19 protein-coding genes are annotated in these 18,351 nt (G+C 33.9%); 7 read left to right on the top strand and 12 right to left on the bottom strand.

Annotation, left to right across the window (positions count from 1 at the left end):
- From xerC to lptM, 5 genes are all read right to left on the bottom strand, one after another.
- The gene (gene xerC / locus ACSYSW_RS07515) at positions 1–921 is read right to left on the bottom strand and encodes a tyrosine recombinase XerC (RefSeq protein ID WP_491705646.1); all 921 of its coding nucleotides are present in this window, start codon (positions 919–921) and stop codon (positions 1–3) included.
- A 7-nt stretch (positions 922–928) separates the two neighbouring features.
- The gene (locus ACSYSW_RS07520) at positions 929–1,666 is read right to left on the bottom strand and encodes a DUF484 family protein (RefSeq protein WP_491705645.1); all 738 of its coding nucleotides are present in this window, start codon (positions 1,664–1,666) and stop codon (positions 929–931) included.
- A 119-nt stretch (positions 1,667–1,785) separates the two neighbouring features.
- Positions 1,786–2,610 (bottom strand): diaminopimelate epimerase, encoded by an 825-nt coding sequence (gene dapF, locus ACSYSW_RS07525; RefSeq protein ID WP_491705644.1) that lies wholly within the window; start codon positions 2,608–2,610, stop codon positions 1,786–1,788.
- Positions 2,611–2,656: 46 nt separating this feature from the next.
- On the bottom strand, positions 2,657–3,922 hold the full coding sequence (lysA, locus tag ACSYSW_RS07530; RefSeq protein ID WP_491705643.1) for a diaminopimelate decarboxylase: 1,266 nt from the start codon (positions 3,920–3,922) through the stop codon (positions 2,657–2,659).
- A gap of 16 nt (positions 3,923–3,938) precedes the next feature.
- Entirely contained in the window at positions 3,939–4,073 is a 135-nt protein-coding gene (gene lptM / locus ACSYSW_RS07535; protein WP_491705642.1) for an LPS translocon maturation chaperone LptM, read from the bottom strand.
- A 185-nt stretch (positions 4,074–4,258) separates the two neighbouring features.
- Here lptM and flgM point away from each other — a divergent pair, with 185 nt between their 5' ends.
- Positions 4,259–4,561, top strand: a complete 303-nt coding sequence (gene flgM, locus ACSYSW_RS07540) for a flagellar biosynthesis anti-sigma factor FlgM (protein WP_491705641.1) — start codon at positions 4,259–4,261, stop codon at positions 4,559–4,561.
- A gap of 10 nt (positions 4,562–4,571) precedes the next feature.
- Positions 4,572–5,009: a flagella synthesis protein FlgN gene (locus ACSYSW_RS07545; RefSeq protein ID WP_491705640.1), complete on the top strand. Its 438-nt coding sequence runs from the start codon at positions 4,572–4,574 to the stop codon at positions 5,007–5,009.
- Positions 5,010–5,277: 268 nt separating this feature from the next.
- On the opposite strand, the gene ACSYSW_RS07550 is transcribed toward ACSYSW_RS07545, so the two are convergent.
- The 4 genes from ACSYSW_RS07550 to rnm form a co-directional block, all read right to left on the bottom strand.
- Positions 5,278–6,177 carry an SDR family oxidoreductase gene (locus tag ACSYSW_RS07550; RefSeq protein WP_491705639.1) on the bottom strand — a complete coding sequence of 300 codons (900 nt, stop codon included), beginning with the start codon at positions 6,175–6,177 and terminating at the stop codon, positions 5,278–5,280.
- 380 nt (positions 6,178–6,557) lie between these two features.
- Positions 6,558–7,631: a 23S rRNA pseudouridine(2605) synthase RluB gene (rluB, locus tag ACSYSW_RS07555; protein ID WP_491706061.1), complete on the bottom strand. Its 1,074-nt coding sequence runs from the start codon at positions 7,629–7,631 to the stop codon at positions 6,558–6,560.
- A 127-nt stretch (positions 7,632–7,758) separates the two neighbouring features.
- Positions 7,759–8,379, bottom strand: coding sequence for an L-threonylcarbamoyladenylate synthase (locus ACSYSW_RS07560; protein ID WP_491705638.1), 621 nt, complete (start codon positions 8,377–8,379; stop codon positions 7,759–7,761).
- Between the two features lie 75 nt (positions 8,380–8,454).
- Complete coding sequence (gene rnm, locus ACSYSW_RS07565; RefSeq protein ID WP_491705637.1) at positions 8,455–9,357, bottom strand: RNase RNM; 903 nt, start codon at positions 9,355–9,357, stop codon at positions 8,455–8,457.
- Between the two features lie 86 nt (positions 9,358–9,443).
- On the opposite strand from rnm, the gene rraB reads away from it, so the two are divergent.
- A complete protein-coding gene (rraB, locus tag ACSYSW_RS07570; protein ID WP_491705636.1) occupies positions 9,444–9,842 on the top strand; it encodes a ribonuclease E inhibitor RraB in 399 nt (132 codons plus the stop codon).
- 133 nt (positions 9,843–9,975) lie between these two features.
- On the opposite strand, the gene kdsA is transcribed toward rraB, so the two are convergent.
- From kdsA to prfA, 3 genes are all read right to left on the bottom strand, one after another.
- Positions 9,976–10,830, bottom strand: coding sequence for a 3-deoxy-8-phosphooctulonate synthase (gene kdsA / locus ACSYSW_RS07575; protein ID WP_491705635.1), 855 nt, complete (start codon positions 10,828–10,830; stop codon positions 9,976–9,978).
- Between the two features lie 76 nt (positions 10,831–10,906).
- Positions 10,907–11,743 carry a peptide chain release factor N(5)-glutamine methyltransferase gene (gene prmC / locus ACSYSW_RS07580; protein WP_491705634.1) on the bottom strand — a complete coding sequence of 279 codons (837 nt, stop codon included), beginning with the start codon at positions 11,741–11,743 and terminating at the stop codon, positions 10,907–10,909.
- Positions 11,743–12,825 (bottom strand): peptide chain release factor 1, encoded by a 1,083-nt coding sequence (gene prfA / locus ACSYSW_RS07585; protein ID WP_491705633.1) that lies wholly within the window; start codon positions 12,823–12,825, stop codon positions 11,743–11,745. Before prfA ends, prmC begins: the two co-directional genes overlap by 1 nt.
- A 395-nt stretch (positions 12,826–13,220) precedes the next feature.
- On the opposite strand from prfA, the gene ACSYSW_RS07590 reads away from it, so the two are divergent.
- The 4 genes from ACSYSW_RS07590 to ACSYSW_RS07605 all read left to right on the top strand — a co-directional run bounded on the left by ACSYSW_RS07590 (position 13,221) and on the right by ACSYSW_RS07605 (position 18,047).
- A complete protein-coding gene (locus tag ACSYSW_RS07590; protein ID WP_491705632.1) occupies positions 13,221–14,456 on the top strand; it encodes an oligosaccharide MFS transporter in 1,236 nt (411 codons plus the stop codon).
- Positions 14,457–14,926: 470 nt separating this feature from the next.
- A complete protein-coding gene (locus ACSYSW_RS07595) occupies positions 14,927–16,117 on the top strand; it encodes a carbohydrate porin (protein WP_491705631.1) in 1,191 nt (396 codons plus the stop codon).
- Positions 16,118–16,304: 187 nt separating this feature from the next.
- Complete coding sequence (locus tag ACSYSW_RS07600) at positions 16,305–17,627, top strand: hypothetical protein (RefSeq protein ID WP_491705630.1); 1,323 nt, start codon at positions 16,305–16,307, stop codon at positions 17,625–17,627.
- Positions 17,628–17,765: 138 nt separating this feature from the next.
- Positions 17,766–18,047: a hypothetical protein gene (locus tag ACSYSW_RS07605; RefSeq protein WP_491705628.1), complete on the top strand. Its 282-nt coding sequence runs from the start codon at positions 17,766–17,768 to the stop codon at positions 18,045–18,047.
- Positions 18,048–18,351 lie beyond the last annotated feature (304 nt).

Raw genomic sequence — 18,351 nt, forward strand, 5'->3', positions numbered from 1 at the left:
TTATTTATCTCGCTTAGCTCGAGGATGTGCAGAATCATAAACTTCTGCAAGATGGGCAAAATCAAGATGCGTATAGACTTGCGTCGTCGATAAATCAGCATGACCTAATAATTCTTGCACGCCTCTTAAATCTCGGCTTGACTCTAACATATGCGTGGCAAAAGAATGGCGCAATTTATGGGGATGGACGTGCATTGATAATCCTTGTTTTATCCCCCACTCGGCAAAACGTTTTTCGACATTTCGTCTTGATATGCGCTTACCCAATTTTGATATAAATAAGGCATCATCTTGTGGCTCTAAAAAATCACGCATCGATAACCAATGTGCAAGCCATTTAATGGCTTCACGTCCTAAAGGTAATTTGCGTTCTTTGTTACCTTTACCTGTTACCTTCACTTCACCATCAACCAAATTAAGTTCAGCACAATTAAGCTCAACTAATTCAGAAAGGCGTAACCCTGAACCATACATAATCTCAAGCATTGCCTTATCACGTACCGATAAAGGATCATTATAGCGAATATCTAATAATTGATTAATGCTATCTATATCGATATTTTTAGGCAGTGGTTTACCCGCTTTAGGATTTAAAACTCCTTTTGCGGGATTCGCTTTTAATTTTTCATTTTTCACCATCCAAGCGCAAAAACTGCGTAACGCGGATAATCTAAGTGCTAAACTTCTTGCTTGTAAACCTGTGCGTTTACTATTGGCAATCATAACGCGAACGCCCGATGCATCTAAATCTTGCCAACATTTTAGCGCCATTTTATCTGCCAATTCTATCAGCACATATAATTGTCGCTTATAGTTGATTTGAGTATTTTGACTAAGTTGCTTTTCTGATTTTAAATACAGTAAAAATTGCTCAACAGGGGCAATAAGGAGATTTTGCTTGGTGTTTATTTGTGGATTCATGTTTTGCTCACGTTACAGGCATTATCCATTTACTAATTAAAATAGGAAATAAATCACTTATTTTCTCGATTAATAGCGTACCTTGCCCTGGCTCATAATGTTTTGTATTGCTGCTTGTAAAAATTAAAATCCCTAAATCGCCAAATTCGCCTAATAAGGATATCGCAACAGAGCCGATTTGCGTTAAACCGGGTAATAAAAAATCCAATTCATTGCGATTTAATGGACCTAAATATTGCTTAGTATATTGTAAATGACGAACGCGAATAAACTCAAATTGCGAAGCATTTAACTGATATTGTTTGTCATTTAATGATGAGTCAAAAGCCCATTTATCATCAAATAAATATAAATAAACGCCTTGTAATCCTATTGATTTACACCATTTATTTAAGCAGTCCATAAGCTGCGTTAAATTTTGACAATCAATTAACTGTATTTGAACATCCATAAATTGATTAAATAAAATCTCATTATTAATAGCATGTTCCATAAGAAGCGTAATTTCGGATTCTAATTGGTGAATTTTATTCCGTTGTTTTGCCATTTGCCATTCAGGTAACGAAATCGCGCCACGTACAGGATGTGGAATGGATATATGCTCGATTTGATTAGCATTACGAATAAAAAAATCCGGATGGTCTAATAAATACTGTATGATTATTTCATCATTTAAAACGGTATCTTTAGGCGTATTGGCTTTGAGTAACGTTCGTTCTTTTAAAGAATTTGTTTTAAGATCCATCGTATTTTAACCTGCTATGACATCAAAGACATTGTAAATTTAACTTGCTAAAATCATTCACCAATCACATAATTTTTCAATCTAACATAATGAATTAACTTAACAATTCTACTTTGCTCTTAAATCGAAATAAATCCATCATATACTTGTGTTGCGGCTCCTGTCATATAAAGGGGGTGACCTGCTCCTTGCCATTCAATGAGAAGTTGCCCACCAGGCAAATTAACTTTAACCGAATGATTAAGGAGCCCTTGAGTAATCGCGACAGCAACGGCGGCGCAAGCTCCTGTTCCGCATGCGTTGGTTTCACCAACACCGCGCTCAAATACGCGTAAATTAATCGTATTTCTATCAATAATTTGCATAAATCCAACATTGGTTCGCTCAGGAAAACGTTCATGCTTTTCCAATTCAGCGCCGATGCCGGCTACATTCGCTAGTGCAACATCATCAACTTGAATCACACAATGGGGATTACCCATTGAGACAACACCACATAAAATAGTTTGTTCTAGTGCTCGAATAATATAAGTTTTTTCTTCTTTTATGGCTTTAAATGGTACTTTACTCGGATCAAAAACAGGTTCACCCATATTAACGCGAACAGTTTCATCTTCATTCACCGTTAAAATAATATTACCTTTTGCCGTACTCACTTTTAATTGTCTTTTTTTGGTTAAACCTTTTAAACGAACAAAGCGGGCAAAACAACGAGCACCATTACCACATTGCTCAACTTCACTACCATCGGCATTAAAAATACGATAATGAAAATCACTATCGGGCGCATAAGGCGGTTCGACAATTAATAGCTGATCAAAACCAACTCCTGTATATCGATTTGCTAGGCGCTTTATCATTTCAGTAGAAAGATAAACATTTTGAGTCACAGCATCAATAACCATAAAATCATTACCAAGACCGTGCATTTTTGAAAAATTCATTATTGTTTACCTTTTGATTATATCAATGTTTGTTTGTTGCATCATGTTAGCTGTTATCATTTTCGATAATTCTTTCACCTTGCCATAAATCCTCATAACTCTCACGTTCGCGAATTAAATGATGCTGTTCATTATCAACTAATACTTCGGCAGGTTTCGGGTGACTATTATAATTAGATGCCATAGCAAATCCATAAGCGCCTGCACTAGCAATAACTAATAAATCATTTTGCGCAATATTAAGTTGGCGATTTTTACCTAGTACATCGGTAGATTCGCAGATAGGACCAACTATTGTATAGTTAAAAGTGGGTTTTGTATTATCTGCTTCAACTTCGGGTAAGATATTCATCCATGCTTGATATAAAGCTGGGCGAATTAAATCATTCATTCCGGCATCAACAATCGCAAAATGATTATCATCTTGATGCTTAATATATTCAACCTTCGTAATTAAAATACCTGCATTAGCAACAATCGATCGCCCAGGTTCAAATATTAATTCAAGGTCTGGGTAATGAATCAATTTTGCTTCGATAGCAGTGATTAACTGTTTTATTTCTGGCGGCTTTTCATTGTCATAAGTCACGCCAAGCCCACCACCTAAATCAATGTGTTTAAGTAAAATACCCTGTTCTTTTAACTTATCAATTAATAATAAAACGCGCTCAGCGGCATCAACAAATGGAGAGAGCTCCGTTAATTGGGAACCAATATGACAATCAATACCGACAATATTTATATTACTTAACTGCAAAGCTTTAAGATACACATCAATCGCTAAAGAATAGCTAATGCCAAATTTATTTTCTTTCAAACCTGTCGAAATATAAGGATGTGTTTTTGCATCAACATCAGGATTTATCCGTAACGAAATAGGTGCCTTTTTAGCCATTGATTTGGCAATTTCATTAATACGATATAACTCAGCTTCTGATTCAACATTAAAACATTTAATACCCACCTCTAACGCACGCCGAATCTCATCTTCTGATTTTGCTACACCCGAAAAGATAATTTTAGATGCATCCGCGCCAGCTTTTAAAACGCGCTCTAATTCGCCACGCGATACAATATCAAAACCCGCCCCTAAATTGGCTAATATATGCAAAATCGCTAAATTGCTATTCGTTTTTACAGCATAACAGATCAAATGTTTACGATTTTTTAAAGCATCATCATAATTTAAAAACTGCTGTTTTATAAAAGGCGCCGAATAAACATAAGTTGGCGTGCTATACTTTTTAGCTAAATCAGCGACTGAAAATTTACCCGCAAATAATCGCCCATTTTGATAATGTAAAAAGCTCATTGCTTTATTCCTTCCATTAATTTGTAATCGTATTTGTAGTTGTATCAGAAGTTTGGGTTTGTTTTGGTTGATATAAAGGACCTTTTAATCCACAACTAGTTAATAAAAATGTGATTAAAAGCAGAGAAAGTAATTTAGTCGAAAGATTCATAAATTATTCACAATAATATATATTTTAATAATGATGTTTATATTACACGATAGGCTTCATAGTTAAAAGAGGACAAACGTTACAGAAAGACTTAATCAACATTATTTTTTAATCACTAAAGATTTCTAAAAACATGACGATAACAAAAGTAATTAAACAGGTTTCATTTAACATGGCGTACAATTATGAGCATAAATACAACTAAAATAATCCCGAATGTCACAATTTCACTTAATCGTGAATTAATTAATGAACAATATAAAAATTCTTCGCTAGATAATAAAATTAAACCAATAAGTATTAATCAAGATAATGTGACATTAAGTCAAACTCATACCGCTTTATTACAAAACGCTAATAATGACATTGATTTCGAAAAAATTACTCAACTTAAACATGACTTATCTTGTGGCAAATTTAACGTAAACAGTCAAAAAATTGCTGATCAATTAATTGAACAAACGATCACATTATATGATAAAAAATAAGGTATAAAATATGAAAGAACTTTATCAACTGTTAACCGTGATGAATGACAGCCTTGAACAATTACATATTATTTTAGAAAATGAACAACAAGTCTTAATTAACAAAGGCATGGTGCATAAATTAAGCCAAATTATTGATGAGAAAAGTGAATTATTATTTAAATTGAAATTATTAGATGATAAACGCTTAGAATTTGATAAAAAATATCATCTTACTATGCCATATGAAAATCATGAACTTCTTTCCAAGCAATGGCAAACGATTACGCAATTAACGCATCTTTTGGCAGAAATGAATCGAACTAATGAAATTATTTTAAAAAAACGCATTGATAATGCACAACAAACATTATCGTTATTTAAACAAATTAATAATCATAATAATGTTTATACACACGGTGGTTATAAACAAAATGATACCGTTTCAATTAAACGTGGGGAAGCTTAAACGTTATAAAACAACCGGCAATATTGTGCGACATTATGCACGATGAATAAATCTCATCGAACTCTATAAATTAACCTTTAATTGTTTCACAACAAAACCCTATATTCTCAATTAGTTCTAATCGACTCTAACTAATCATATCTCTCTCATTAACTCCCAAAAGAATTAACATAAAAAAATCCAGCCAATAATTTGGTTGGATTTTTTAATCATAAATGTTATAACCCTAGCAAACCATCATGTGCTTTTGAGGTGTTTTATCCATTGATTACGCTGTGCCTAAACCACCATCTGCACACCATACTTGACCTGATGCGTAACTCGTTTCATCTGATGCTAGCGTCACATAAAGAGATGCAATTTCGGCTGGTTGCCCTGGTCGACCAAAAGGACTTGTAGCGGCAAACTGCATTACATCCTCGGTTGGTTGTCCGCCACTTGATTGCAATGGAGTCCAATAAGGACCTGGGGCGACGGCATTAACACGAATACCTTTATGAGCCACTTGCTTAGCTAAACCTTTAGTAAAAGCAATAATTGATGCTTTACTAACTGCATAATCGAGCAAATTAGAGCTAGGACTAATACCTTGAATGGAAGCGGTATTAACAATTGACGCACCAGCAGGTAGGAACTTTAATGCCGCTTTTGATATCCAAAATAATGCATAAACATTGGTTTTTAACGTGGTATCAAATGCCTCTGTTGTCAAATCAGCAATTTCATTGCAAAATTGTTGGTGACCGGCATTATTAACCAAAATATCTAAGCCACCTAATTTTTGATGTGCCTCAGCCACTAATTTTTCACAAAATGATTCATCACGAATATCACCCGGTAGGGCTACTGCTTTACGACCTGCTTTTTCAATAAGTGCAATGACTTCTTTGGCATCCGACTCTTCTGCCGGTAAATAATTGATAGCCACATCTGCCCCTTCGCGCGCAAAAGCAATTGCTGCTGCGCGTCCGATTCCAGAATCACCGCCGGTAATTAAGGCTTTACGATTATTTAAACGCCCATGCCCCTTATAACTGGTTTCGCCATGATCAGGTATAGGTTTCATTTTACTAGCAAGTCCTGGGGCAGGCTGGTATTGTTCAACAAAGGGAGGTTTAGGATAAGCAGTTAGGGGATTTTTGATAGCAACGTCTGATGGTTTACTCATGTTCACCTCCAAAATAAATTAAAGAAAGATAACTACAACATCAATGAATTTATAAACAAAAAAAGCATTGAGTTATGACATTTTGTTACAACATTTATTTATTAAAAAAAATAACTATTTTTTTGATTTCGATTGATAAATAAATGTCATGCTTATTTAGTGATGAGATAATGACCAGTTCAATAATCAAGCATAGACTTCAATAAAAATAAGTCAAGAAATTATTAAATTAATCATTTAGTTACAAAAAATGAGCGAGAAGTAAAAACAGCTAACGATTATGCTAAAAACCAAAGCATAATCGTTCAAAAGCAGTGATATTTATAAAAAATATAAGGATAATAAATAGAATTTTAGTAGATAGAATCTAGCTTTAATCATTAACGATCTTTAAAACGTGCGGCGGGGTTTGTGCTAGGTTCTCTAACTGCCGTTTTATCCCGTTTTGATTTTGTTAAATGATCTAACTTAACACGTTTCGGCTTATTAAATTTTTTACTATCTTCGATTTTTAAAAATGTTTTTTGTTCAGCTGGAAGCCCAACAAGTTCACGCAGATAATTAACAGAATCTCTATCAAGCTCTTGCCAAGTTCCACGCGATAGTCCTTTCGGTAACACAATATTACCATAACGAATACGCATTAAACGGCTTACTTGAACATCTACAGCTTCCCACATACGACGAACTTCTCGATTACGCCCTTCAGTAATCGTGACATTAAACCATTGATTAATACCATCGCCACCTTGCGCTTTAATTGATTGGAAGGCAGCCGGACCATCTTCAAGTTGAACACCTTTACGTAATTGCATAATTTGTGCATCGGTAATTTTACCAAATACACGCACTGCATATTCACGCTCAATTTCATGCCGTGGATGCATTAATCGATTAGCAAGTTCACCATCAGTTGTAAAAAGTAATAAACCTGAAGTATTAATATCTAAACGTCCAATATTAATCCAGCGAGCATTACGCACATGCAAAAGCCTATCAAACACCGTTGCCCGCCCTTCGGGATCTCGACGAGAACAGATTTCACCTTCAGGTTTATAATAAACCAGCACTCGACAAACTTCTTTTTCTTTTGCACGTATCGTTATCACATGGCCATCAATGCGAATTTTTGGATTAAGGGAAAGATCAACCCGATCCCCCAAGGTCGATATTTTACCATCAACGCTAATGCGACCCGAAGCTATCATGCTTTCAATTTCTCGCCTTGAGCCATGCCCTAAATCAGCTAACACTTTTTGTAATTTTAAAGTGTTATCTTTCGTTCGTTGATTTGCATTTGCTACTGTTTTTGGTTTTGGATGATGGGTCAGCGTATTAGGCGCTTTTAATTTATTCTTGTTATTGGTATCACTTTCAAATTTATTCTTATTTTTATTATATTGTTTACCGCCATTTTGATTAAAATTTTTGTTTGTAGGATTACTTTTTTTCATACTAACCTCACTGTTACCTTCGCAGGTATCATCGTCTATTAAACTGATTTTTATCATTAAACTGACTTCTATAATATTTTAGCATTTATCACTTTTTTAACATTTATTATAGAGTCAACAACTATTATTAAACAAAAGGAGAAGGATCCCCACTGCCATAACGAATTATATCTGGTGCATCAGCAGTTAAATCGATAATAGTGGTTGGATCATGTCCAATAAAACCACCGTGAATTATCGCATCTAATTGATGACCTAATTTATTTTCTATTTCATTAGGATCAAATTGCGCTTCGATTTCGTTTGGTAAAATAAGCGAAGTCGTCACAAGTGGCGCATCAATAAGTTCCAATAAAGCTAAATCAATCGCATTATTAGGAATACGTAAACCAACTGTTTTACGCTTCTCATTCATTAAAAGTTTAGGAACCTCTTTACTAGCAGGCAAAATAAAAACATATTGCCCTGGCGTATTATTTTTTAATAATCGAAAGGTGGGATTATCAACCAAAGCATAACGCGAGAGTTCTGATAAATCTCGACACATTAATGTTAAATAATGATGTTTATCGAGACCACGAATTTGCCAAATCCGCTTAACGCCTTGTTTGTTATTTAATAAACAACCAAGTGAATATCCTGAATCAGTTGGAAACGCAATTACTCCCCCATCTTCCAAAATCAACGCAACCTTCTCAAGCTGTCGTTTTTGTGGATTATCGGGATGGATATGAAAATTTTGGTTCATACTTTAATTCTCTGTTTAAATTCATATTGTTAAATTCTTTCAAATGAAAAATTTTTAAGATAATTCATCGCTATTTCACCAATTATGCCAAACGGGCGTAACGCTTGCCGGTAACGTTGATGACTGACCTAAATCTAAATATTGAGTCAAACCATGGAAATCAGATCCTTGTGATGCTAAAAAATGATATTCATTAGCAAGCTTGGCTAAAAAAAGGGTATCTTGTAAGGATTGTCTACTTTGTGAAACTTCTATTGCCATCCCACCACTCACTTTAAAATCAGCTAATAATAATTTTAATTTTGTAGCGGTTAGATCATAGCGTGAGGGATGGGCTAAAACAGCAATTCCACCTGCCTCTTTAATTACCTCGATGGCTTGTGAAATGCTGCCCCAAAAAGGCGGTACATAAGCATAACCACTTTTACCTAAATATTTTTTAAATGCACGATTAATATCTTTAGCATAGCCTTTATCGACTAAAAATCGCGCGAAATGTGAACGTGAAACAATATCTCCTTTTGCATAATGTTGTGCTCCTTCATAGGCGTTTAAAATGCTCACTTTAGCTAATTTATCACTCATTGCTTGAGCACGTGTTATACGATGTTGTTGTTGCTTATCTAAAAAAGTATTAAGTACCGGATTAGTTATATCAATATTTAATCCTACAATATGAATTTCATTATTTTTCCAAAGAGTCGAAATCTCAACACCTGTGATAAGTTTGATTGCAAGTTGCTCTGTTTTGATCACATCTAATGCTTCCGGAATGCCTTTAATGCTATCATGATCGGTTATCGCTAAGAGGGAAACTTGATTAGCTACAGCTCGTTGCACCAGTTCTTTCGGCGTTAAAATACCATCGGATGCCGTCGTATGAGAATGTAAATCAACAATGAATGGTTTATTTTGTGTTTGATATGTCAATATTGGTTGTTCATTTACTAGCTGTTTTAACGTTTTCTGTTCTGGCATTATAAGCTCTGTTATTTTCTTCTCGGAAAATGAATAATAAGCGTGTAATATACCACACAAATTGAATGATCACTAAAAGGTTAACTATGAAAGATCGTATTCTACTTGCTCAGCAAAATACTCAAGACATAATCGATGAATTATTAGCAGATGGAAGTGATCCTAATGCGCTTTATATTATTGAACATCATATTTCTTCAACCGATTTCGACAAACTCGAAAAAATGGCAGTCGAAGCTTACAAATTAGGTTATGAAGCGACAGATCCTGATGATGATGTCGATGATTACGGCAACGAAATTATTGGCTTTGATATTGTGACCGAAAGCCCGCTTGATGCTGACTTAATTAATGCACAAATTGCGCAGCTGGTCAAATTAGCCGACGAGCTTACCGTAAATTATGATGGGTGGGGGACCTATTTTGAAGATGGCTCTGACAATATAAATGATGAGGCATTAATCGAAGAAGTAACTTTACACTAATAGTCTACTCATTTATACAATAAGCATTACTAATCAATCCTATTTTAAATGTAAATTCAAAGCGGGTTAACTCACTTGATTCAAAGTGAGTTAACGATAAAGACCCCAAATTAAAGAAAGTTAGCTAACAAGCTTAATTTTCGGTATCTAATTCTTCAAAACTTTTCACTAAATCATCAATTGCTTTCATTTGAATTAAAAAAGGCTCTAGTTTAGCTAACGGTAATGCCGATGGTCCATCGCATTTGGCATGACTTGGATCAGGATGAGATTCTAAAAATAATCCAGCAATACCAATCGCCATACCGGAGCGTGCAAGCTCAGTAACTTGCCCACGGCGACCGCCAGAGGCTGCACCCATTGGATCACGGCATTGCAAAGAATGCGTCACATCAAAAATAACCGGGGATCCTTGGCTAACTTTTTTCATAATATTAAAACCAAGCATATCAACCACTAAATTATCATAACCAAAACAGCTACCACGATCACACAAAATAATTTGATCATTACCCGCTTCATGAAATTTTTCTACAATATTACCCATTTGACCTGGGCTTACAAATTGTGGTTTTTTAACGTTTATTACCGCATTTGTTTTTGCCATGGCAACAATTAAATCTGTTTGTCTTGCTAAAAACGCTGGTAATTGAATAACATCAACCACATCGGCAACAGGTTGACATTGCTGTTCATTATGAACATCAGTAATAATTTTAACGCCAAACTGTTGTTTTAATTCTTGAAAAATCTTCATTCCTTCATCAAGCCCTGGGCCTCGATAAGAATGAACAGAAGAGCGATTTGCTTTATCAAATGATGCTTTAAAAACAAATGGGATCTTTAATTTATCCGTAACTTTGACATAATGCTCGCATATTTTCATGGCAAGATCGCGAGATTCAAGCACATTCATACCGCCAAATAAGACAAACGGCAGATTATTGGCAACATTAATATCACCAATTTTAATTACTTTTTGTTCCATATATTGTTCCTTAAAACGATTGTTTTTTAAAACTTTTGTTCCTTAAAACACGTTAAGATAATTGCATAATTTTTGTTTAGGGTTTAAACCAACGACCAAGCGTTACTCTATCATTACCATTATAATCTGTTTGCGTATCCACTAATTGAAACCCATGCTGTTTAAAGATAGCTTGCACAGCATTAGCTTGTTGCCAACCATGTTCAATTAATAGCCAACCATATTGACATAAATGTTTTGTCGCACCTTTTACTATAAGGCGAATATCGGCAAGCCCATCATCTTCCGCCACTAAAGCAGATCGAGGTTCAAATCGAACATCCCCTCGCGAAAGATGTACATCACAAGGTGCAATATAAGGGGGATTACTGACAATCATGGTAAATTTACGATTACGCAAAGGTCGATACCAGTTACCATGTAAAAAATAAACGTTATGTACACCAATTTGCGTCGCATTATTTTGCGCCAAAATTAATGCTTCTTTATTTTTTTCAATTGCCGTAACCAAACAATCAGGGCGCTCTGTTGCCAATGCAATCGCAATCGCACCTGTACCTGTTCCTAAATCTAACACTTCGCAAGGTTTTTTGGGTAAACATTCTAAACCCAATTCAACCAATTTTTCAGTATCTGGCCTTGGTATCAATGTCGCATTCGATACCATAAATTTTAATGACCAAAATTCTTTTTCACCCGTAATATATGCAATAGGTTCACCTGTTTGACGTTTTTTTAAATTAACGTCTAACGCATATAATTCTTCTTCCGTCAATAACGTTTCACTAAATGCCATCAAAAATGTACGCGTTTTTTGCGTAACATAACTTAACAGAATTTCGGCATCTCGCTTTGGGCTTTCGCTATCAACCAGGGTTCCTGTTGCATATTTTAACCATTGTAAATAGGTCATTAATCTTGTTCCGATAATGCCGCTAATTGATCCGCTTGATATTCTTGCAAAATAGGATCGACTAACATATCTAATTTACCTTCCATGACTTCATCAAGACGATAAATCGTAAGATTAATACGATGATCAGTGACTCGACCTTGCGGATAATTATAAGTCCGAATTCTGTCAGAACGGTCCCCCGATCCTAAAAGATTACGTCTTGTTGAAGCTTCTTCTTGTTGACGTTTACGCATTTCGGCATCTTGAATACGCGCAGCTAAAACAGACATAGCTTTAGCTTTATTTTTATGTTGAGAACGTTCATCTTGGCATTCAACAACAATTCCTGTCGGCAAATGGGTAATACGTATGGCTGAATCAGTCGTGTTAACATGTTGCCCACCGGCACCTGAGGAGCGATACGTATCAATTTTTAAATCAGCGGGATTAATTTCCGGTAATTCAGCTTCCGGTACTTCAGGTAATACGGCAACCGTACAGGCAGAAGTATGGATACGCCCTTGTGATTCGGTTTCTGGTACGCGTTGCACACGGTGACCGCCCGATTCAAATTTAAGGGTGCCATAAACACCTTCGCCACTAATCAATAAAATCACCTCTTTATAGCCACCATGTTCGCCATCATTTGCGCTCATTATTTCGACTCGCCAACGACGCGACTCTGCAAAACGACTATACATGCGCGTTAAATCACCGGCAAAAATAGCCGCTTCATCACCACCTGTTCCAGCTCTTACTTCAACAAAACAGTTATATTCATCATTTGGATCTTTCGGTAATAAAAGAACTTGTAATTGTTTTTCCTGATCATCAATTTGTGCTTCAGCAGCTTTTAATTCTTCTTGCGCCATTTCTGCCATTTCGGGATCAGTTAACATTAATTTTGCCGTTTCGATATCGTCTTGAGTTTGCTTCCAACTGGCAAAACATTTTACAACATCGGTTAATTGAGAATACTCTTTTGATAAAGCCCTAAATCGGTTTTGATCGGCGATAATGGCGGGATCGGATAGTAAAGCTTGCACTTCTTCATAACGCTCTTGCAGCATTTCTAATTTACTGATAATTGACGGTTTCATAGCAAATAATATCGATTTTAAACAGAATTAAATTTAGGGCGCATTATATACAAAATCCCCTATAAAATATAGTTTCAACATTTTAGTTACAGTGAAAAAAAACAATAAAGTAAATTATATTTAATCAATTACAACAAAACACTAAAACCATTCTGATCAATCCAAAAATTTCAAATATATCATTAGAATTAAATTTTAAAGCTAACTTATTTTAATTATCTTAAATTTATTATCAAACTCCCATATATACAACTGAAACAAATAAAAAAGTTAAAAAAATAAATTATTTAGTGAAAAAATGTTAACATCATCACAAAAAGATATTTTAACGTTAACATGTTTATCAAGATTCTTATATTATTAACGCAAAATAAATTAATTTATTGGGGATTTTTATGTTTGACAAAAAAAAATATTACCTTTTATTAAGTGGATTATTCTATTTTTTCTTTTTTACTTGGTCATCTTCTTTTTCTCTTATTTCTATCTGGCTCGATCAAACACTGAAAATAAATGGGCAAGATACAGGTATGATTTTTTCAGCTAATGCACTTGTTGCCTTATTTTTACAGCCGTTTTATGGCTATATTCAAGATAAATTAGGTTTACGTAAAAATCTATTGTGGGTGATTGGCTGTTTATTATTTTTAACAGGACCATTTTACATTTATATCTACGCCCCACTCCTTAAAACAAATTTTATTTTAGGTGCATTACTTGGAGGTGCATTTCTAGGTGCAACCTTTGCCGCGGGTATTGGCGCACTCGAATCTTATATTGAACGTTTAAGCCGCGTTGTCGAATTTGAATATGGTCGTGCTAGAATGTGGGGATCGCTTGGTTGGGCTAGCGCAACCTTTATTGCTGGTTTTATGTTTAATATTAACCCAAATATTAACTTTATCATCGCCTCTATATCAGCGATATTCTTTTTAGTGCTCCTTTATTTCGTTAAAATTGCCAAAGTCGACACCTTAAATCAACTGGAATATGGCAAAAACAGTCAAATCAAATTTAGCGATACCCTTGCTTTATTAAACCAAAAACAATTTTGGGCATTAGTTGTGTTCTCGATTGGTATTAGCATTTATAGTGTTTATGATCAGCAATTTGCCAAATATTTTGCCCATCAATTCGTTAATCCCAAAACCGGTAACGAAATGTATGGGACTTTAAATTCAATACAAGTATTTTTAGAAGCTATTGGTATGGGCCTTGCCCCTTTCCTTGTCAATCGAATTGGCGCAAAAAACAGTTTACTGTTAAGTGGCATCATTATGACCATTCGCGTTGTGGGTTCAGGTTTAGTCGAAGGTGCCGTTTTGATCTCGGTAATGAAATTATTACATGCCATTGAACTACCAATTTTATTAGTTGCTGTATTCAAATTTATCGCTATGCATTTCGACCATCGTTTATCGGCAACTTTATATTTGCTTGGGTTCCAATTTGTTAATAACATTTCACAAACTTTTTTATCACCCGTTGTCGGTATTGGATACGATAAATGGGGATTCGCCCATACTTACCTTATCTTGGGTTGTATTACTGGTTTTGTCATGTTAATTGCTTATTTCTTATTTGATAAAGACAAAACCGATAAAAATGAACCCGAACTATATTTATCTTAATCGCTTAATTATCATTAATAACAACCAATAACACGAACTATAGCCATTATTTCCTATAATAAAATAATGGCTTTTTTAATGAATAATCATGCCATTTTAATAAGGATAAACTAGTTAAAACATTTAGTAAGTTTATCCGTTTTTTAAGAAACGGATTTACTTTGCCAAATAAAAGCTTACCACTTAAGCAAATACTTATCTTATAAATGCATTTTATACACTAATAAAGATAATAAAATAAAAAAAATGATAGCTAAATCACAGAATAAGATATAAACGCTAAGAAATTTTAATCTTTCCTTATATGATGAAATGCAATCCAAAAAATTAACGCGCTTTAATTGTTAAATATCCTTTTTCAGTATTATTTAATATTTTAAATACACAAATTTATCCTTGTTTTAAGGCTATTTTAAGATAAAACGATTCATATTTATTAACGTTTATATTCATTAAAAAAGGAAACATACATGAAAAAATTTGTTGCACTTAGTTTAATCTGCCTCGCCCCCTCCGCTTACGCTTCCATAGAATGGGATACCTCACAAGGAACATTAAAATTGTATGGTGATGTTGAATTTAATGTAGATGCCAGCAGTAAAAAAGGGCAACTTGTTTCAACAAAAACCAGCGCAAATAAAGATGATAAAATTTCCGATCGGGATAAATGGGATATTAATGGGCGTTTATTAATCGGTTTAGATGGCTATCGCGAAATCAACAAGAAAAACTATGCAGGCTTTACCGTTCAGCCATTGGCAGATCTCGGCGGTGACATGAATTTAGATGATGCAGCGTTTTATTTTGGTCAAAAAGATGAATGGAATTTAAAAGTCGGCCGTTATGAAGCTTATGATATGTTCCCGTTAGGGCAAGATACATTTATCGAATATTCCGGTAATACGGCAAATGATTTATATAAAGATGGTTATGGTTACATTTATATGATGAAAGAAGGTCGAGGACGTAGTAATACAGGTGGTGGTCTACAATTTAATAAACCATTTTTAGATAATTTTAATTTCGAATTAAATACCTTAGTCAATAATGGCGAAAAAATATTTGATGGCTCTAAATACCATGGTTATAAAATTAGTAAAGAAAAAAATGTTGTCTACCTTCGCCCTGTTTTATCTTGGAAAAACGACAGTTGGTCAAGCGCTATCGCTGCAGAAACTAACGTTGTTAAAAATGCCTATGGTCATTATGATGAAAACGATAAATTTCATGATCAATCAAAACGTACAGGTTTCGGTTGGACCATATCATGGAATAGCTTAGGCGATTTTGCAGCCGAAAACGAAGGCTTATTGATTAATGCCAGTGCTTCATATATGAACGGTAAAGATGAAAAAGATTTAACCCTTGGCGCAAATATGGTGTTAGAAAATTTTGGATTAGGGTATATTTTTGCTAATAACAACATCAAAAAATTTAATGAAGATGTATCTATGCAAAATGATCATACTTTCGTTGAACACAAAGGCAAATATAAAATTCATACATTCAATACCTCTTATCGTTTTAAAGATGTGTTAGAAATGGATAATTTTAATATATATGTTGGGGCTTATTATTCTATTTTAGACCGCAGCAAAGAACAAGGTAATGATTCTGATGATCGTTATGGTGCCCGTATCCGATTTAAATATTTTTACTAAAATACCCAAGCGCTTAATTAACAGATTTAACTAATCAAATACATTACGATTATCTTAAATTTTGTATTTTTATAAATAAAGGATTGCCAAAGCAATCCTTTATCGTTTACATTTAATTGGATAACATTTTAAAAAAAATAAAAAGTTAGTGTAAACATTGTATTAATATAATTATTTAGGGATCAAAATGCGTTTTATCGTTATTAAATCATTGTGTCTGAGTGCATTTTTATTAACAGGTTGTATCAGTAATTACAAACAAAATTTAGAATTCATCTCATATTCCTTTAAAAACGCGTCTAGGGTTGACCCTAACGATAAAGATTTCATTAAAAAATCTTTTCAAGATGGTGATATCGAAAATGCAGCTAAGTGGTTAAGCAGTTATGTTGAGTCAGAAAGTCCACTCAATAGTAGTCAAAAGAGTTACGTTAGTAATACCATTGATACCATTATGGTGGAATCCGCAAAATATATTAATACAAACGCAACGGAAGATGAGGGCAATGAGAAAAAAATCTATGGTTATAAAATATTGTTAAAATTAGCTGACATTTCAAGGAATTGTACAAATTGCTTTCCCCAATATAGCAGTAAATATAATGAAGACCAATTAAATAAAACCATTGCATCACTCTATTATGAAGATGCGCAAAGATATAACGCTAACACATACGATCAGTTGTTGAAGAAAGAATATAGTATTAAACAAGCATGGCAATACGACAAAACCAATAAAAAAATGGTAAGCCAATATAACATAGCTAACGAAAAATTAGCGATAATGCAAAGCGAAAAATTATATCAACAAGGTTTAGCTTATGTTAAAGAAAAAGATTATCTTAAAGCTTCAGATAGTTTTTATAATGCCGCTAGTTCTCCATGCCACCCATCAAAAGATTATAAAGACAGTATGGCTTTATATGAAAAATATAAAAATATGGCAAAGGTAAAGCAAGTCGAACAAAACAAAAAAAATAATGCGATTGATCCTTACTATCAAAAAGCGCAGCAATACATTACGGAACACTCGACTAAAAAAGACTATCGAACAGCAGCCTTTTATTTACGTGAATCAATTAAACTGAATAAAGGTAATTATTTAGATGCCGAAGAAAGCGCTAAACTATACGAAAAAAAAGGGGCGATCACAATTTCCATTCCAAATAATGCCAAACTTATTGAAAATTTTTTTAAAGTCGATCCTTATAATATCGTGACTTGCACCTCTTGTGCTGATGTTACCATTAACCTTACTCTCGATAATAATTATCATTTCGAAGATAATATAGATCCAATGAAACAATCAGCAAGTATTAAAGCTTCACTTAAAATAACAGGATTAACAAAGTTAAATACAACGTTAATAGGTTATGGCAGAGCAAGCACACATTCTATTCTTGATGAGCCACCAACACGTTCAGAATTAAAAAATGAAGCGTATCAAGATTTATTAGAACAAATTAAAACAGCGATAGATAACGCCCAAGATGATTTAAAAAATTATTAACTAAATTGTTTTTTTAAATTCTCATATAACTGACTCTAACCTATAAATAGTTAGATCAGTTGACAAAAAATATATCGTTAACAAGTAAAGAAATTAGAACTTATAATGAAATTAAATCATTTTTTAGGAAACAAAATTATGCGTGTTTTTTATCTTGCTTTTATCATTTTAGCCTCGTTATCAATGACAGCGTGTCAAGGAGTTAAAAGTAATAAAGAGGAAGTAATTAGTGCTATGAGAGGAAAAGATTATACCTCTGTATTAATCCATTTAAAAAACTACACTGTCCCCCTTTTTCTTAACGAGTCAGATGAAAGAATCATTTTTACAAATCAAATGCTTGATAAATTAAATACTATTGCTAATCAACTTATTAATAATGGGAAGACAAATGATTACAAAAATAAAATGACTGCTTAACAAATATTACTTGGAATTAAAGGAATTCCTGTCAACAAATCAAATGCAAAATACATTAACACTTTCCCGTCCAATTACACTTCTGAGCAACTTGAACAATTCATAGATAAAAATAAAACTGCTTTTCAAAATTCGCTCGCTCCTGCTTCAGGTAAAGCTGAAGAATATTATCAAAAGGCCGAAAAATTAGCGGCAGAAAAAGATTATCAAACGGCTTCTTATTATTATGCAAGGGCGACAACTGTAAACGTCGATAATGAAAATCCTTCTATTTCAATACCTTATAAAGACAGTTTAATGAAAG

Source organism: Gilliamella sp. ESL1225 (genome assembly GCF_058502635.1).

Excerpts from the sequence above, each read along its gene's own strand:
- lptM (WP_491705642.1), bottom strand. The coding sequence starts at position 4,073 with ATGAATCTTTCGACTAAATTACTTTCTCTGCTTTTAATCACATTTTTA.
- lysA (WP_491705643.1), bottom strand. The coding sequence starts at position 3,922 with ATGAGCTTTTTACATTATCAAAATGGGCGATTATTTGCGGGTAAATTT.
- rnm (WP_491705637.1), bottom strand. The coding sequence starts at position 9,357 with ATGCCAGAACAGAAAACGTTAAAACAGCTAGTAAATGAACAACCAATA.
- flgM (WP_491705641.1), top strand. The coding sequence starts at position 4,259 with ATGAGCATAAATACAACTAAAATAATCCCGAATGTCACAATTTCACTT.
- rluB (WP_491706061.1), bottom strand. The coding sequence starts at position 7,631 with ATGAAAAAAAGTAATCCTACAAACAAAAATTTTAATCAAAATGGCGGT.
- ACSYSW_RS07595 (WP_491705631.1), top strand. The coding sequence starts at position 14,927 with ATGAAAAAATTTGTTGCACTTAGTTTAATCTGCCTCGCCCCCTCCGCT.
- ACSYSW_RS07590 (WP_491705632.1), top strand. The coding sequence starts at position 13,221 with ATGTTTGACAAAAAAAAATATTACCTTTTATTAAGTGGATTATTCTAT.
- ACSYSW_RS07520 (WP_491705645.1), bottom strand. The coding sequence starts at position 1,666 with ATGGATCTTAAAACAAATTCTTTAAAAGAACGAACGTTACTCAAAGCC.
- prfA (WP_491705633.1), bottom strand. The coding sequence starts at position 12,825 with ATGAAACCGTCAATTATCAGTAAATTAGAAATGCTGCAAGAGCGTTAT.
- ACSYSW_RS07545 (WP_491705640.1), top strand. The coding sequence starts at position 4,572 with ATGAAAGAACTTTATCAACTGTTAACCGTGATGAATGACAGCCTTGAA.
- ACSYSW_RS07560 (WP_491705638.1), bottom strand. The coding sequence starts at position 8,379 with ATGAACCAAAATTTTCATATCCATCCCGATAATCCACAAAAACGACAG.
- rraB (WP_491705636.1), top strand. The coding sequence starts at position 9,444 with ATGAAAGATCGTATTCTACTTGCTCAGCAAAATACTCAAGACATAATC.
- dapF (WP_491705644.1), bottom strand. The coding sequence starts at position 2,610 with ATGAATTTTTCAAAAATGCACGGTCTTGGTAATGATTTTATGGTTATT.
- ACSYSW_RS07600 (WP_491705630.1), top strand. The coding sequence starts at position 16,305 with ATGCGTTTTATCGTTATTAAATCATTGTGTCTGAGTGCATTTTTATTA.
- xerC (WP_491705646.1), bottom strand. The coding sequence starts at position 921 with ATGAATCCACAAATAAACACCAAGCAAAATCTCCTTATTGCCCCTGTT.
- prmC (WP_491705634.1), bottom strand. The coding sequence starts at position 11,743 with ATGACCTATTTACAATGGTTAAAATATGCAACAGGAACCCTGGTTGAT.
- ACSYSW_RS07550 (WP_491705639.1), bottom strand. The coding sequence starts at position 6,177 with ATGAGTAAACCATCAGACGTTGCTATCAAAAATCCCCTAACTGCTTAT.
- ACSYSW_RS07605 (WP_491705628.1), top strand. The coding sequence starts at position 17,766 with ATGCGTGTTTTTTATCTTGCTTTTATCATTTTAGCCTCGTTATCAATG.
- kdsA (WP_491705635.1), bottom strand. The coding sequence starts at position 10,830 with ATGGAACAAAAAGTAATTAAAATTGGTGATATTAATGTTGCCAATAAT.